The sequence below is a fragment of the Mycetocola sp. Y444 genome (assembly GCF_059445295.1).
The window spans coordinates 236,110-251,810 of the sequence record NZ_JCAIUB010000002.1; the positions used below are offsets into that span (position 1 = coordinate 236,110).

Annotated in this window: 12 protein-coding genes and 2 tRNA genes; 10 read left to right on the plus strand and 4 right to left on the minus strand. The window is 67.3% G+C overall.

Annotation, left to right across the window (positions count from 1 at the left end):
• The first annotated feature begins 170 nt into the window (after positions 1-170).
• From AC1C2M_RS07920 to AC1C2M_RS07935, 4 genes are all read left to right on the plus strand, one after another.
• Positions 171-1,394, plus strand: coding sequence for a sugar ABC transporter substrate-binding protein (locus AC1C2M_RS07920; protein ID WP_495435871.1), 1,224 nt, complete (start codon positions 171-173; stop codon positions 1,392-1,394).
• Between the two features lie 82 nt (positions 1,395-1,476).
• Positions 1,477-3,099, plus strand: a complete 1,623-nt coding sequence (locus AC1C2M_RS07925) for an ABC transporter permease subunit (RefSeq protein ID WP_495435872.1) — start codon at positions 1,477-1,479, stop codon at positions 3,097-3,099.
• Positions 3,099-4,028, plus strand: a complete 930-nt coding sequence (locus AC1C2M_RS07930) for a sugar ABC transporter permease (RefSeq protein ID WP_495435873.1) — start codon at positions 3,099-3,101, stop codon at positions 4,026-4,028. The genes AC1C2M_RS07925 and AC1C2M_RS07930 overlap by 1 nt, the downstream gene beginning before the upstream one ends.
• Positions 4,028-5,857: a glycoside hydrolase family 13 protein gene (locus tag AC1C2M_RS07935; protein WP_495435874.1), complete on the plus strand. Its 1,830-nt coding sequence runs from the start codon at positions 4,028-4,030 to the stop codon at positions 5,855-5,857. Before AC1C2M_RS07930 ends, AC1C2M_RS07935 begins: the two co-directional genes overlap by 1 nt.
• Before the next feature lie 197 nt (positions 5,858-6,054).
• Here AC1C2M_RS07935 and AC1C2M_RS07940 read toward each other — a convergent pair whose 3' ends face one another.
• Positions 6,055-6,663: a hypothetical protein gene (locus tag AC1C2M_RS07940; RefSeq protein WP_495435875.1), complete on the minus strand. Its 609-nt coding sequence runs from the start codon at positions 6,661-6,663 to the stop codon at positions 6,055-6,057.
• Positions 6,660-7,958: a serine/threonine-protein kinase gene (locus AC1C2M_RS07945; protein WP_495435876.1), complete on the minus strand. Its 1,299-nt coding sequence runs from the start codon at positions 7,956-7,958 to the stop codon at positions 6,660-6,662. Before AC1C2M_RS07945 ends, AC1C2M_RS07940 begins: the two co-directional genes overlap by 4 nt.
• A gap of 107 nt (positions 7,959-8,065) precedes the next feature.
• Here AC1C2M_RS07945 and AC1C2M_RS07950 point away from each other — a divergent pair.
• The 5 genes from AC1C2M_RS07950 (at position 8,066) to AC1C2M_RS07970 (ending at position 13,115) form a co-directional block, all read left to right on the plus strand.
• Positions 8,066-8,137, plus strand: a tRNA-Thr gene (locus AC1C2M_RS07950).
• Between the two features lie 35 nt (positions 8,138-8,172).
• Positions 8,173-8,246 (plus strand) — tRNA-Met (locus AC1C2M_RS07955).
• Between the two features lie 209 nt (positions 8,247-8,455).
• The gene (locus AC1C2M_RS07960) at positions 8,456-9,478 is read left to right on the plus strand and encodes a 3-oxoacyl-ACP synthase III (protein WP_483405216.1); all 1,023 of its coding nucleotides are present in this window, start codon (positions 8,456-8,458) and stop codon (positions 9,476-9,478) included.
• Positions 9,475-12,147, plus strand: coding sequence for an alpha/beta fold hydrolase (locus AC1C2M_RS07965; protein ID WP_495435877.1), 2,673 nt, complete (start codon positions 9,475-9,477; stop codon positions 12,145-12,147). Before AC1C2M_RS07960 ends, AC1C2M_RS07965 begins: the two co-directional genes overlap by 4 nt.
• The gene (locus AC1C2M_RS07970) at positions 12,144-13,115 is read left to right on the plus strand and encodes an NAD-dependent epimerase/dehydratase family protein (protein WP_495435878.1); all 972 of its coding nucleotides are present in this window, start codon (positions 12,144-12,146) and stop codon (positions 13,113-13,115) included. The genes AC1C2M_RS07965 and AC1C2M_RS07970 overlap by 4 nt, the downstream gene beginning before the upstream one ends.
• A gap of 211 nt (positions 13,116-13,326) precedes the next feature.
• Here the strand turns inward: AC1C2M_RS07970 and AC1C2M_RS07975 are convergent, their stop codons facing one another.
• Both AC1C2M_RS07975 and AC1C2M_RS07980 read right to left on the minus strand, forming a co-directional pair.
• Positions 13,327-14,532 carry an NAD(P)/FAD-dependent oxidoreductase gene (locus AC1C2M_RS07975; RefSeq protein WP_495435879.1) on the minus strand — a complete coding sequence of 402 codons (1,206 nt, stop codon included), beginning with the start codon at positions 14,530-14,532 and terminating at the stop codon, positions 13,327-13,329.
• Complete coding sequence (locus tag AC1C2M_RS07980) at positions 14,529-14,729, minus strand: ferredoxin (RefSeq protein WP_483405220.1); 201 nt, start codon at positions 14,727-14,729, stop codon at positions 14,529-14,531. Before AC1C2M_RS07980 ends, AC1C2M_RS07975 begins: the two co-directional genes overlap by 4 nt.
• A 126-nt stretch (positions 14,730-14,855) precedes the next feature.
• Here AC1C2M_RS07980 and AC1C2M_RS07985 point away from each other — a divergent pair, with 126 nt between their 5' ends.
• Positions 14,856-15,692 (plus strand): sulfite exporter TauE/SafE family protein, encoded by an 837-nt coding sequence (locus tag AC1C2M_RS07985; protein WP_495435880.1) that lies wholly within the window; start codon positions 14,856-14,858, stop codon positions 15,690-15,692.
• Positions 15,693-15,701: the final 9 nt, after the last annotated feature.

Here is a 15,701-nt window from a genome sequence, read left to right on the forward strand (position 1 = left end):
TTTTACACATCGACCGGGTATATCTGGAAACGCTTACAGCACTTGTCGGCACCGAGAGAATGGCCTTTCGCGCTCATGGCGTCCCGAACCGGAACACTGGATCGGCTTCGTCGGCGGCCATGACGGGCAACGAGGCCTCGTTCACACACGTAATCATGAAAGGCACACCAATGAGGGTGAAAAACTCTTCGTTCCTGAAGGCGGGCGCGTTGGCGGCAGTTGCCGCACTGTCGCTCGCGGGCTGCTCTGCCGGCGGAAGCGACAAGGCAGAGGGCGATTCAGAATCGACACTGACCGTTTGGGTCGACGCAGACCGCGCGCCGGTGCTCAAGGAAGCGGCCGAAGACTTCACCGAGGAATCGGGCGTCAAGGTCAAGCTGGTCCAGAAGGACTTCACCAAGATCCAGGACGAGTTCATCGCCCAGGTCCCGTCGGGTAAGGGCCCTGACATCACCATCGGCGCCCACGACTGGCTCGGCAACTTCGTCACCAACGGTGTCGTTCAGCCGATCGAGCTGGGCGACAAGGCCGCCGAGTTCGAAGACGTCGCGATCCAGGCGACGAGCTACGAGGGCAAGACCTACGGCCTGCCGTATGCGATCGAGAACCTCGCGCTCCTGCGCAACACGGCACTCGCACCCAACGCACCGACGTCATACGACGACATGGTCGCAACGGGCAAGGCAGCCGGAACCGAGTTCCCCTTCATCGTGCAGGTCGGACCGGAGAGCGACCCGTACCACCTGTACCCGTTCCAGACGTCGTTCGGTGCCCCTGTCTTCGGCACCAACCCCGACGGCAGCTACAACCCTGAGGACCTGCAGATCGGTACCGGCACCGCCTTCGCGACCTGGCTCGCGGAGCAGGGCGCGGCTGGCAACCTGAGCACCTCGCTCACGAGCGACATCGCGCAGGAGAAGTTCAACGCCGGTGCGAGCCCGTACTTCCTCACCGGTCCGTGGAACGTCGGCGGCGCTCAGGAAGCCGGCATCGACGTTGCCGTTGACCCGATCCCGTCCGCAGGCGGACAGCCCGCACAGCCCTTCGTCGGCGTGCAGGCCTTCTTCGTCTCTGCGAAGAGCAAGAACACCCTCGCGGCCAACGAGTTCCTCACGAACTTCATCGCCACCGAAGACGTTCAGACCGCTCTCTTCGAAAAGGGCCAGCGTCCGCCGGCCCTCACCGCCTCGTTCGAGGCTGCGGCAAGCGACCCCATCGTCGCCGCATTCGGTGCGGTGGGCGTCAACGGCGTCCCCCAGCCGACCATCCCGCAGATGGGTAAGGTCTGGCAGTTCTGGGGTGTCACCCAGGCAGCCATCATCAACGGCGAAGGTGACCCCACCGAGCTGTGGACCAAAATGACCGCAGACATCCAGGCTGCGATCGCAGAATAGCGAAGTCAGGATGCCGGGAGGCGGGCAATAGCTCGCCACCCGGCATCCTTTCTCCGTCACGCACACATCAACTGAGGCGACCATGCAGACGAGTACCGAGAAATCCCCCGAGACCACACCGCAGGTCGCCGAGTCGAAGCGGCAGAAGCGCGCCGCCCGCATCGCTGACCACGCGTCTGGGTCGATAACGGCTCTCCTCATCAAGATCGGCATGCTCGCCGTCGTTGACGCCATTGCCGTCTATGGCCTCTTCGTGCTCTTCCTCCGCCAGGACTGGGTGATCTTCGCGATCGTCCTGCTGGTCACCGTGGCGATCAACGTCATCTACTTCAAGCGTGGACTGCTGCCGCTGAAGTACCTGGCCCCTGGCCTCGTCTTCCTCCTGATCTTCCAGATCTTCGTCGTCGGCTACACCGCGTACATCTCCTTCACCAACTACGGCACCGGGCACAACAGCACCAAAGCGGATGCCGTCAGCTCGCTGATCCAGTCGGCCCAGTACCGCGTGCCGGACTCTCCGACCTACGGCTTGACGGTCGTCGAGCAGCTGGGTGCGTTCAGCTTCCTGGTGACTGACCCCGACGGTGACGTGCTGATCGGAAACACCGAGACCCCGCTGACCGAGGTGTCCGACGCCGAGATGTCCGGCGACAAGGCCGTGAGCCTGCCGGGCTACACCAGCCTCAACTTCACCGACATCGTTACCAACCAGGACGCGATCGCGGCCATGACCGTGCAGATCTCGGATGACCCCAACGACGGGGCTCTCCGAACCCCGGATGGATCGAGCGCGTACCTCTACCTCTCCACGCTTGCCTACGACGAGGCCGCTGACACCATGACGAACACCGAGACCGGTGTCGTCTACTCCGACACCGGCAACGGCGCGTTCACCTCGGAGGACGGCGAAGAACTGCTGCCAGGCTGGAGCGTCGTGATCGGGGCGGAGAACTACCTCACGGCCTTCACCGACCAGAGCATCCGCGGACCGCTCATCGCCGTCACGACGTGGACCTTCCTCTTTGCAATACTCAGCGTCGCGACGACGTTCATGCTCGGCCTGTTCCTCGCTGTCGTCTTCAACGACATGAGGATGCGGGGCAGGAAGTTCTACCGCGTGCTGATGATCCTGCCGTACGCGTTCCCCGGCTTCCTCGGGGCCCTCGTCTGGGCTGGGATGCTCAACAAGGACTTCGGGTTCGTCAACCTCGCACTCCTCGGCGGGGCAGAGATCCCCTGGCTGACCAACGAGTGGCTGGCGAAGTTCAGCATCCTGTTCGTCAACCTCTGGCTCGGCTTCCCGTACATGTTCCTCGTCTGCACCGGGGCGCTCCAGTCAATCCCCGACGAACTGCAGGAAGCGGCGAAGATGGACGGCGCGAACCCGTGGCAGGTGTTCCGCCGCATCAAGTTCCCCCTGCTGCTCGTCTCGGTTGCCCCGTTGCTGATCTCATCGTTCGCGTTCAACTTCAACAACTTCAACCTGATCTACATGCTCACCAACGGCGGTCCGCGAGACGCGTCGGCGAGCATCAACGTCGGCGGGTCCGACATCCTCATCTCGATGGTTTACAAGGTCGCGTTCGTCGGGGCCAACCGTGACTACGGGCTCGCGAGCGCATTCTCGATCATCATCTTCGTGATCGTGGCGATCATCGCCATCGTGAGCTTCCGGCAGACAAAGGCACTGGAGGACTTGAACTAATGTCTCTCACCACTCCGACGGTCGCCGCTACCGGCACCCCGACCGAGCCGCGCTCGATCCCCACGAAACGGCCGTTCAAGTTCAGCCGCTGGTTCGCAGCAACCGGATGGCGGCACCTCGTCGGCATCGTGATGGTCGTCTTCTCGGTCTTCCCGCTGCTGTACGTCCTGAGCGCGTCATTCAACCCGAACGGCACACTGTTGCAGTCGAACGGTCTTTTCTCCGCGTTCGGCCCCGACAACTACGTCGACTTGTTCAACACTCCGGAGCAGCCGTACGCCGCGTGGTTCGTGAACACCCTGGTCATCGGCCTGACCACGGCGGTCGGAACCGTCTTCCTCGGTGCGCTCGCCGCATACTGCTTCAGCCGGATGCGATTCGTCGGCCGCCGGTTCGGACTGATGTCGCTGCTGATCGTGCAGATCTTCCCGCAGCTGCTCGCGGTGGTCGCGATCTTCCTCCTGCTCACGACGCTCGGCGATATCTTCCCGATCCTCGGCCTGGACAACCAGATCGCCCTGATCCTCGTGTACCTCGGCGGAGCGCTCGGCGTGAACACGTACCTGATGTACGGGTTCTTCAACACGGTGCCGTCGTCGCTCGACGAAGCGGCCAAGCTTGACGGCGCCGGTCACGCACGGATCTTCTTCACCATCATCCTGCGCCTCGTCGCACCGATCCTCGCGGTGGTCGGGCTGCTGAGCTTCATCGCAACCACGAGCGACTTCGTCATCGCGAGCGTTGTGCTGGTGAGCCCCGAGCGGCAGACACTCGCCGTCGGCCTCTACCAATTCGTGTCGCAGGAGTTCTCGAGCAACTGGGGCGTCTTCGCCGCCGGTGCCGTGCTCGCGGCGATCCCGGTGATGGCGCTGTTCCTGTACCTGCAGAAGTACATTGTCTCCGGCCTCACCGCCGGCGCCGTCAAGTAATGGAACCGCACCACGACGGGTCCCCGCTCTACGTCTCCAACCAGTCGCCGGCGCTCGGCGAGTGGGTGCAGGTCCGGCTCCGCGTGCCGCACGCCCTCGGCGAGCCGCTCGCGGTCCGGGTGCGTTCGAATCCGGATCGCGAGCCGCGCTTCTCTGAAGCCACCCTGCTGAGCACAGTGGCCGGCTGGGACTGGTGGCAGGCGGAGATCCTCATCGAGAACCCGGTGCACGGGTACCGGTGGGTTGTGCGGACAAGCGACGGGCGAGACCAGTGGATCAACGCCCGCGGTGTCTTCGACACCGAGACGCTCGACAGCGAGGATTTCAAGCTCACGAGCTACCCCGCTCCTCCCCGGTGGGCATCGGGCACCGTGCTCTACCAGATCCTCCCCGACCGGTTCGCACGGAGTGCGGCAGCCAGCCAGCGGGAAGCTCCGGACTGGGCGATCCCCGCCGAGTGGGACGACGAGGTTCTGCTTGAGCAGCCCGCTCGCTCGCAGCAGTTTTTCGGGGGCGACCTCGACGGCATCACCCTGCACCTTGACCACCTCGAGAAGCTCGGCGTCAGCGCCCTGTACCTCACCCCGATCTTCGCCGGCCGATCCAATCACCGCTACGACGCGTCCAACTTCGACGCCGTCGATCCGCTGCTCGGCGGCGATGAAGCACTCGTGCGGCTCGTCGAGGCCGCGCACGCTCGCGGACTCCGCGTCCTCGGTGACCTCACCAGCAACCATTCCGGCGACGCCCACGACTGGTTCGTCGCTGCCCACCGGCATCCGGAAGCCATCGAGAGCGACTTCTACCACTGGCTCGACGACGAGCAGGAGACGTACGCGTCATGGCTGGGCGTGCCGAGCCTGCCGAAGCTCAACTGGAACTCGCCCGAACTGCGCCGCCGGTTCATCGAGGGCGATGACTCGATCGTCGCGAAGTGGCTGAAGCCCCCGTTCGCGCTCGACGGCTGGCGCATCGACGTGGCCAACATGACCGGCCGTTTGGCGGACCAGGACCTCAACGCCGATGTGCGCCGCACCATCCGCCGCACGATGATCGACGTGAATCCAGACACCCTGCTCGTCGCTGAGTCGACCAATGACGCGTCGGTCGATTTCCAGGGCGACGGCTGGCACGGTGCGATGACCTACGCCAACTTCACCCGGCCGCTCTGGGGCTGGCTCAGCGAACCGGGCACCCCGGCGGGCGGCGGCCTCGGGATGAACATGTCGACCATGCCGGCCTACACCGGGCAGCAGTTCTATCGCGCGCACCGGCAGTTCTCCGCCGGATTCCCGTGGCAGACCAGGCTCGCCACCATGAACGCGCTCGACACCCACGACACCCCGCGGTTCGCGACGCACGCACTGCCCGGGGTGATCCCCGTCGCGCTCGGCATGTCGATGACGCTGCCGGGCATCCCGGTCGTCTTCGCCGGCGACGAGTTCGGGCTCACCGGTATCGACGGCGAACACTCGCGGACACCGATGCCGTGGGAGCGCGCCGACGAAGCCGGCGAGCGGATCGACCTGTACGCGACGCTCATCGGCCTGCGCCGTGCGCACTCGTCGCTCAACGGCGGCGGTATGCGGTGGTTGCACGTCGGTGACGATGCGCTCGTCTACGCCCGCGAAGACGAGTTCGAGACGATCCTCGTGGTTGCGGCACGCGCGGACTTCGATCTGCACGTGCACGCGGATGCCGTCGGCGGCGTGCCATCAGCCACCCGCCTGTTCGGGTCGGCGGCGTTGTCCACCGATGAGGATGGCATCCGCCTGTCGGGCGACGGGCCGGCTTTCGCCGTGTGGCAGTTGGCGGGCGTCGCGCTGTAGCGCCAGCGCGCCGTCGAGCCGCGCTGCCTGGCGCCCACCGCTGCACATCCATGCCCACGCTGCAGATACTTCTGCAGCGCGAGCATGGATGTGCAGCGCTCGGAGCGGGACGTGCTCGCTGTGCAACCCGGCGAGGGGACGTGCTCGCGGGGAAGCGCTCGGAGGGGACGTGCTCGCCGCGCAACTCGCGGACGGGCCTACTCGCCCGGCTTGGCCTTCGGGGCTTTCGGCTCCTTGGGGGCTTTGGGCGCCTTGGGCCCCTTCTCGTTGTTGCCGTTCCCGTTCCCGTTCCCGTTCCCGTTCCCGTTGCCATTGCCGTTGCCGGGCCCGTTTGGTTCCGACTCGTCCGGCTCGGACTCATCGGGTTCGGACTCATCGGGTTCGTCTTCGTTTTCCTCGTCGGTGACCGGCGTCGTGGGACTCACGGGCGTGACGGTCGTTGTCGGCTGCGGCTCCGGTTCGACGGGCGCCGGGGCCTGTGCTGCCAGTGCGGCGTCGACATCGGCGAGCACTGCGGCGAGTGCCGCGTCGATGCGCTTGTGCCGAGCGAATGAGACGGAGCCGTCGGCGGCTGCCTCCTCGAGTTCGGTGTCGAACGTCGTGAGCGTGTCACGCGCGAGCTGCAGTTCACCGTCGGCCACCGCCTGCGTGACCGTGAGCACTGTCGCCTGGAACCGCGTCGCCGCGTCGGTGTCCAGGTCCGGCGCGCTCGACTGGCACCCTGTCAGCGTGGCGACGCCCAGAACGGACGCGAGCATGAGCGGCGCCACACGGGAGGGGGGACCGGCAATGAAACGGGCGCTCATGGTGTCACGCTCTTCTGCAGCTCGTCGAGGTGCTCGCCGATCTCGCCCGGCACCGCCGGGTAGTCGACGGGCGCAGGTTCTGTGGTGCCGCTCAGGGAGACCCCCAGGGCGACGGCGATCGCGATGACGACGGCTGCTGCCGCTGCCGCGAGGGTCGCCGTCAACCTGATGCGCCGGCGTGGCCGTGCGGGCACCGACGCCGCCGTCACGGCATCCGTCACCGACTCTCGCGACGTGCCGGTTGTGCCGGGTGTGAGGAGTGCGGTCGACGCCCTGCTGGCCTCCGACGTGGCACCCAACAGCGCGGTGGGGGAGCCGGTGTCGACCACGGTCGCCGCGGTGGGGGAGCCGGTGTCGACCACGGTCAGCGCGGTAGGGGAGCCGGTGTCGACCACGGCCATCGCGGCGGTCGCCTCGTCGGGGTCTGAGGCCGACCGGTAAGCGCCGAGCCGCCGGATGCCGCGAAGCGCCAGCGCGACCTCGTGCGCGGTCGGCCGGTTCGCGGGCAACCGCGCAGTCATGGCGGTGAGCGTCTCGGCGAGCAGCGGGTCAAGGTCACCCGGCAGCTCGGGGTCTCGCGTCAGCGGAGCGAGTGCCGCGTGCTGCCCTGATCCAGAGAATGCGCGCCGGCCGGTCGCGCACTCGAGGAGGACCAGGCCGAGGGAGTACACGTCGCTCTCCGGTCCGACGTCTTCTCCGCGGGCCTGTTCGGGACTGAGATACCCCGCGGAGCCGACCGTGAAGTGCGTCGCCGTGATGCGGGTGCCATCCACCAGGCGAGCGATGCCGAAGTCACTGAGCTTCGGGTGCGGGCGCGTGTCGTTGCCCGCCGTGTGGGCGAGCAGGATGTTCGCGGGTTTCACGTCGCGGTGCACAACGCCCCTGTCGTGGATGTAATTCAGGGCATCGGCGAGGTCGGCACCGATGTGCCGGGTATCGTCGGCGCTGAGCGCCCCGTGCGCGAGGCCCTCACGGAGGTCTGACCCGCGGATGAGTTCCATCACGAGGTAGGAGCGGGGGTGCAGCGGGTCGCTCTCGTCGGTTCCGGCGTCGAGCAGCGTCACGAGTCCGGGGTGGGTCAGGCTCGCGAGCAGTGACATCTCGCCCTGCTGTCGGCGGAAGTCGCCCGGCGACGCGGATGCCGGCGAGAAAAGTTTTACGGCGACGTCGCGCTGCAGCGACTCGTCGCGGGCGCGGTACACCGAGGCCATGCCGCCGGCGCCGATGAGCGCGAGCAGGCGGTATCGCCCCGACAGAGTCAGGTCGATGGGCGGTGCGTGTGAGATCTCGGTCATGGGTCCTTCCCTCCTGCCATGCTACGGTTCCAGCACAAGCGCCCGGTATGGTTCGAAGCACCCCGCGATGGATGCTAGTCTCTACTGGTGCCATTTCGTATGGCCACGCTCCGGTAGCTCAGTGGTAGAGCACTTCCTTGGTAAGGAAGAGGTCGTCGGTTCAAACCCGACTCGGGGCTCGTTACTTTCTCGGTAAGCCCGGGCGAAGTTTCGCGGCAGGGTAGCTCAGTTGGTGAGAGCGCACGACTCATAATCGTGAGGTCGCGGGTTCGAATCCCGCTCCTGCTACGGGGAAAGGCCCCTCAAGGCCTCTTCCCACTGAACCCCAAGGTCTCGCCACCTTGGGGTTTCTCCGTTTCCGGGGCCCTGTTTCCGTCATCCCGGCCGTCGCACCATGCATGCAAAGGCGACGGAGTGCAACCCCGGTAAACGTTCAGCCCGCGGCAACGTAAAATCGATGGGTACTCGGCGTCGCCGAGGTCGAGAGGGAGTCTTTTTTGGCCGGCAATGCAACGACCACACATCGCAACGTCTCGTTGCTGTCTGTTTCGTCCACACTCGCCTCTCGCGTCACAACGTCGGAGGAGATCGACGCCCGCCTGAAACCCGTGCTCAAGCGGCTGCGCTTGCCGCAGCGTCTGCTGCAGCGCGTCGCCGGCGTTCACGAGCGCCGCAACTGGGAAGAAGGCGTCACCTTCGATACCGCAGCGGTCGATGCAGGCAATCGCGCCATGGCATCCGCCGGTATCACTCCCGACAAGGTCGGCCTTCTCATCAACACGTCGGTGACCCGCAAGCACCTCGAACCGTCTGTCGCGGTCAAGATGCACCACGGGCTCGGCCTGCCGTCGTCGGCGATCAACTTCGACATCGCCAACGCGTGCCTCGGTTTCGTGAACGGCATGACCCTGGCGTCGCAGCTCATCGACGCCGGTCAGATCGAATACGCGGTGATCATCGACGGCGAGGATGCCGACGAGATCCAGCACAACACCATCGAGCGGCTTCACCGCCCGGACATCAGCCGCACAGACTTCATGAGCGAGTTCGCGAGCCTCACCCTCGGGTCCGGCGCTGCAGCCGCTGTTCTCGGTCGCGCTGATGACAACCCGAACGGGCACCGCATCCTCGGCGGCGTCACTCGTGCGGCCACCCAGTTCAACGAACTCTGCGTCGGCAGCGTCGACGGCATGTTCACCGACGCGAAGGCGCTGCTCAAGGGCGGCATGCAGCTCGTCACTTCGGCGTGGAAAGAAGCCCGCACCGACTGGAGCTGGGCCTCGATGGACCGCTACATCATGCACCAGGTGTCCGACGTGCACACCAACGCCATCATCAAGGCGATCGGCATCGATCGCACTCGGGTGCCACTGACCTACCCGACCCTCGGCAACGTCGGCCCCGCGTCCATCCCCATCACGCTCGCCTCGCAGGCGGACAGCCTCAAGAGCGGCGACCGCGTGCTGCTCATGGGCGTTGGTTCCGGCCTTAATACGGCCATGATGGAACTCGCCTGGTGAGTCCCCGGCTGCCGCGTGCGGCTGAGCTGCGCTCGCCCGCGACCCTTCCCCCGCTCGGCCTCGACGGCCTCGATCCCGCCTTCTCCCGGATTGTGACGACGACGGATGCCGCGGCATCCGTTGGTCACGACTGGCACGTTCTCGACAACGCCGGCCGCCTCGCCGAACTTGGCGTGACGCCGGTCGGCACCATTCTCTGCGTTCACGGCAACCCGACCTGGTCGTACCTGTGGCGCCGTCTCGTGTCACAGGCGACGGATGCCGCCGCGAACGGCGGCGAGGCGTGGCGCGTTATCGCCGTCGACCAGCTGGACATGGGCTTCTCCGAACGCACGGGTGAGCGTCGACCGCTCGCGCAGCGTGTTCGGGACCTCGGTGCGCTCACCGACGCGCTCGAACTCGACGGACCGGTGTTCACCCTCGGACACGACTGGGGCGGTGTCGTGTCGCTCGGCTGGGCCGTCGATCACCCCGACCTGCTCGCCGGTGTGATGCTGCTCAACACGGCCGTGCACCAGCCGGAGGCCGATGCGATTCCCGCGCCGCTGCGACTCGCGCTGCAGCCCGCGCTGCTCGGCAACGCCACGGTTGCGACGCCCGCCTTCCTCGAGACGACGCTTGCTCTCGCGCACCCGCCGCTGCCGAAAGCAGTCAAGGACGGCTACCGCGCGCCATACAGCGACGCGACCCGGCGCGGAGGAATCGGCGGTTTCGTCGCCGACATCCCCGTCGACGCCGACCACGAGAGCTTCACCGAACTCACCCGGATCTCCTCTGGGGTCGCCCAGCTCACCGTTCCTGCGCTCATGCTGTGGGGCCCGCGCGACCCGATCTTCAGCGACAAGTACCTCGACGACCTCATCGACCGGCTGCCGCACGCCGACGTGCACCGGTTCGAAGGTGCCGGTCACCTCGTCGCGGAAGACGTGGACTACGCCGGTGCCGTCCTGACCTGGCTGGCCGACGGCATCCGCTCTGCCGGTGCCGATTCTGTGGCCGCAACGGAAGCCGCTGCCGACGACGAGCGCCAGCCGCTCTGGCACTACCTCGACGAATTGCGTGACAGCGACGACACGGTCGTGGTGGACATGGTGCCGCCAGCGGGCGATGAGCCGCGCGTCGTCAGCTGGAAGTTGCTGTCGCGCCGGGTGCGCCAGATTGCCTCTGGACTCAGCGCGATCGGTGTGACCAAGGGCGACCGGGTGTCGCTGCTGATCCCGCCGAGCGCCGACCTCGTCGCCGTTCTCTACGCGTGCCTGCGGATTGGCGCGATCGTCGTCGTCGCTGACGCCGGGCTCGGTCTCAAGGGGCTGACCCGAGCCGTTCGCGGCGCGTGCCCCGACCACATCATCGGTGCGGCGACCGGTCTTGCTGCGGCGCGCGCGCTCGGCTGGCCCGGCCAGAAGATCTCGACGGCGACCTACCCGGCGCCGGTTCGCCGCGCGCTCGACGTGTCGTACTCGCTCTCCGACCTGATCTCGCTCGGTTCCGACGAGATCATGCCAGAGCCTCCCGCACCGACCGACACCGCTGCCGTGCTGTTCACCTCAGGCTCGACCGGGCCTGCGAAGGGCGTCGTCTACACCCACGCCCAGCTGTCCGCGGTCCGTGACGCGCTCGCCGCTCAGTACGGCGTCGGGGTTGGAACAGGGCTCGTCGCCGGCTTCGCGCCGTTCGCGCTGCTCGGCCCGGCGCTCGGCGCCCGGTCGGTCACGCCCGATATGGACGTGACCTCGCCGAAGACCCTCACCGCGACCGCCGTCGCCGCAGCGGTCGCCGCCGTCGACGCCACAGTCGTATTCCTGTCACCGGCCGCGGTCGCGAATGTTGTCGCCACCGCAAGCGAACTGACGGACGCCGACCGCGACGCGCTCGCCGGGGTCGAACGGTTCCTCTCCGCCGGTGCCCCCGTTTCCGAACCCCTGCTCGCCGCGATCTCGGCGCTCATGCCGAACGCGACAGCGCATACCCCGTACGGCATGACCGAGGGGCTGCTGATGACCGACATCACGCTCGACGGCATCCGTGAGGCTGCAGCCGAAGCCGGTGCTGGTGGCGTGTGCGTCGGCAGGCCAACGGGCGTCACGCGCGTGCGCATCGCGCCGCTCGACGAGACCGGTCGCTCCACCGAAGACCTCACCGACGAGCCGAACGTCACCGGCGAGATCATCGTCTCTGCGCCGCACGTTGAAGACCACTACGACCGGCTCTGGCTGACCCACCGGGCCAGCCGTCGAGGGGGAGTGCCGGGCGAACGCTGGCACCGTACCGGCGACGTCGGCCACCTCGACACCGCTGGCCGGCTCTGGGTCGAGGGCCGGATGCCCCACGTCATCGCAACGGCGGACGGCGTGCTGACCCCCGTCGGACCCGAGCAGGCAATCGAGCGGCTGCACGAGGTCGCGCGCGCCGGTGTCGTCGGGGTCGGCCCTGACGGCAATCGCCAGGTCGTCGCCGTCGTTGAAACCGTGCCGCCGGCTCGGAGTGTGTCCCTCGCGACGCCTGCGCTTGCCGATGCCATCCGCGGCATGGTCGACGTTCCGATTGCCGCTGCCCTCGTGGTGCCGCGGCTGCCGACCGACATCCGTCACAATTCCAAGATCAACCGTTCGGCCCTGTCCGACTGGGCCGGCGGCATCCTCGCCGGCGGACGGATGACGAACCCGTGAGAGTCCTCGTCACCGGAGCGAGCGGGTTGCTCGGGCGTGCAGTTGCCGCCGAGATCCGCTCGGCCGGTCACGAGGTGACGACCTTCCAGCGGCGTCCATCCAGCGTCGACGGCGTCACCGATGTGCTCGGTTCGGTCACCGAAACGGATGCTGTCGCTCGCGCGGTTGCGGACCAGGACGCGATCGTGCACCTGGCCGCGAAGGTGTCACTCGCCGGTGACCCGGCCGATTTTGACCGCATCAACGTCGGCGGGACGCGCAACCTGCTGGCCGCGGCATCCGCTTCGGGTATCGGGAAGTTCGTGTTCGTGTCGTCGCCGTCCGTGGCCCATGCCGGGACGTCGATCGTCGGGGATGACGCGCTGCCCGCCGACCCGGCGCATGCTCGGGGCGACTATGCGCGGACCAAGGCGGAGGCTGAGTTGCTCGCTCTTGCCGCTGACTCGCCGGAGCTTCGAGTCGTTGCCGTTCGGCCGCACCTCGTCTGGGGTCCGGGTGACACGCAACTCGTCGCGCGGGTGGTGGAGCGTGCGCGTGCCGGACGGCTGCCGCTGCTCGATGCTGGTGCGGCGCTGATCGACACGATCTATATCGACAACGCGGCGTCGGGTATCGCTGCCGCGCTGGAGCGGGTGGATGCCGTTCACGGCAATTCGTACGTGCTCACCAATGGGGAGCCGCGGCCGGTGGCTGAGCTGCTCGCCGGAATCTGTGGCGCGGCCGGAGTCGCGGCACCTCGCTGGAGTGTGCCCGCCGGCCTGGCCCGTGGTGCCGGGTCGCTTATCGAGCGGGCCTGGCGCGTGAAGCCCGGCGTTGACGAGCCGCCGATGACGCGGTTCCTGGCCGAGCAGCTGTCGACGGCGCACTGGTTCGACCAGCGCCGCACGCGCGCCGACCTCGAGTGGACGCCCGCGGTGTCGCTCGACGAGGGTTTCCGTCGCCTGGCGGAGTCGTACCGCAACTCCTGACGCGACCTCCTGCGCGGCCACAAAGGGCTGCACGGACCCGCGCTCGGTCGCAAATGGCTGCACGGACCCGCGCTCGGTCGCAAATGGCTGGGTTTGGGCGCGAAACGTGACCGTTTCCGTCCGAGCAGCGGTGTCCGCGGGGCGGACGGCCGTTTCTGGCCGTGCAAAGGTGCGCACCAGCACGGCGCACGCACGACCCGCCCGCGGAGCCTCAGCCCCCGACGACGTCCGCCCAGGCTGTGCGGTCGACGATGAGCTGCCGCCACTGGCGCAGCGCCTTCGCGGCGCCGACGCCGAGTGCGCCGACCACCCGGTCACCCCGGCGGAACACGGCAATCATCCGGCGTTCGACGAGCGAACCCTCGAGGATCCGCACCTCGTCATACCCCTTGATCCACCCGTGCACCTGCAGCTTGAGGTCGTACTGGTCGGTCCAGAAGTACGGCACCGAGGCGAAGGCATCCGGGGCTCCATCGAGCAATCGACCCGCGACGTGCACGGCCTGCTCGGTCGCGTTCGTGCGGTGTTCGACACGCATCGACTGGTCGAACGCCGGGTTGTCCCAGCGCGCCACATCGCCGGCGGCATAAACGCCGGGCGCCGCAGACAGGTCAGGCGCACACTCGACCCCGTCGCCGAGCCGCAGCCCGCTGCCGGCCAACCAGCCGATCGCCGGGGTCGCCCCGATCGCGACGAAAACGATATCCGCCCCCAGCCGGGAACCGTCGGCAAACTCGACGCCGGTCACCCGGCCGCCCGCTGACACCAGCGAGCGCACCGCGGACGCAGCTCCGGTCCGCAGCTCGACACCGTGAAGCCGATGCAGGGCGGCCACCTCGGCACCGATCGCCGGGCCAAGCCCGCGTTCGAGCGGTGTCGGCAGCGCGTTCACCAGGGTGACGTCGAGTCCGAGCCCGACGGCAGCCGCCGCGACCTCCGTGCCGAGAAAACCACCGCCGACAATCACGAGATGCCGCCCGGCGACGAGTTCTTCCTTCAGCCCGAGCGCATCGTCGAGGGTTCGAAGGGTATGAACTCCCGCGAGGTGCGTCGAATCCGGCAGCACCCGTGGTGTCACGCCGGTCGCAACGACGAGGCGATCGAACGCAAGGTCCGTGGCATCCGACAACGACACAAGCGAACGCCCAACCTCGAGCGCCGTCGCCGTGACACCCGAACGGATGCTCACCCCCAGGTTCTCGAGGTCGGCGTCGGTTTTCAGCGCGATGCGTTCGGGCGCCCACTCGCCGGTGAGCAGCTGTTTGGCGAGGGGCGGCCTGTCGTACGGCGTGTGGCGTTCACTGTCGACGAGGGTCAGTTCGCGGTCGTACCCGTTGCGGCGGAGTGCTGCGGCGGTGGTCAGCCCAGCGGCCGACGCCCCGACGATGACGACATGAGAGGGAGGGGCGTCGCTCACGACTCTTCGACGAGCCTCAGTGCTGCCGACGGGCAGCTGAGGACGGCGTCACGGACGGCATCGTGCTCATCGGCGCCCGGGTTGGCGTTCAGCAGAATGACCTTGCCCACCTCGTCGTCCTGGTCGAAAACGTCGGGCGCGATGGCTGCGCACACTCCGGCGGCAACACACACTTCGATATCGGCAATGACCTTCATCGGTTCCTCAATCCCCTCGAGGCCCGCACCAAGCGCGCCTCCTCCAATTCTGGCACTAGCCGGGACCCCGGGCGTGCGCTGCGGCCCGAGCTCGCAGCGCTTTCACACGGCCTGCCAGCCAGGTCGATGGCGGTGTGGCGGCTGGTAGGTTCTTTCTCGGCCGTTTGGGCCGCGAAGGGGAGACGGATGCCACAGCCACGAACGCGAGGACACTGGGCCTGGCTTGTCCTCATCGGCCTCGCCGCAGGGTTCCTGTCCGGCCTCTTCGGCGTTGGTGGCGGCATCCTGATTGTTCCCGCTCTTCTGCTCCTGCTCGCGCTTGACCAGCGCATCGCCGCGGGCACATCGCTCGCCGCGATCGTGCCGATGGCATCCGTTGGTGTGCTCAGCTACGCACTCAGCGGATCCGTCGACTGGATCGTCGCGCTTCTCCTGATCGTCGGCAGCGTCGTCGGAGCCCAGATCGGCATCCGGCTGCTCAACCGAATTCCGCGGCGGGTCGTGACCTGGCTCTTCATCGGGTTTCTTCTCGTCGTGATCGCGACACTGTTCCTCGTCACACCGTCGCGTGATGCGTTTGTTGAGATCACCGTGCTCAGCGGAGCGGGGCTCGTCGTGCTCGGCCTTGGCACTGGCGTCCTTTCCGGTCTCCTCGGCATCGGTGGTGGCGTCGTGATTGTGCCGCTGCTCATCCTTCTCTTCGGCGCGAGTGACCTCGTCGCAAAGGGCACATCGCTCGCCGTGATCATCCCAACGGCGCTCTTCGGTACCATCGGGAACTTCAGGCGGGGCAACGTCGACCTGCCGGCCGCCGCCGCGATCGGCGTTGCCGCCTGCACGACCACGGCCGCCGGGGCCGCTGTTGCCGCTGTTATCTCGCCCGCGCTCTCATCCGTGCTGTTCGCGATCTTCCTCGTTGCCATCGCCGTGCAGATGACGGTGAAAGTGCTTCGCTCGCGCTAGTCGTTCGCG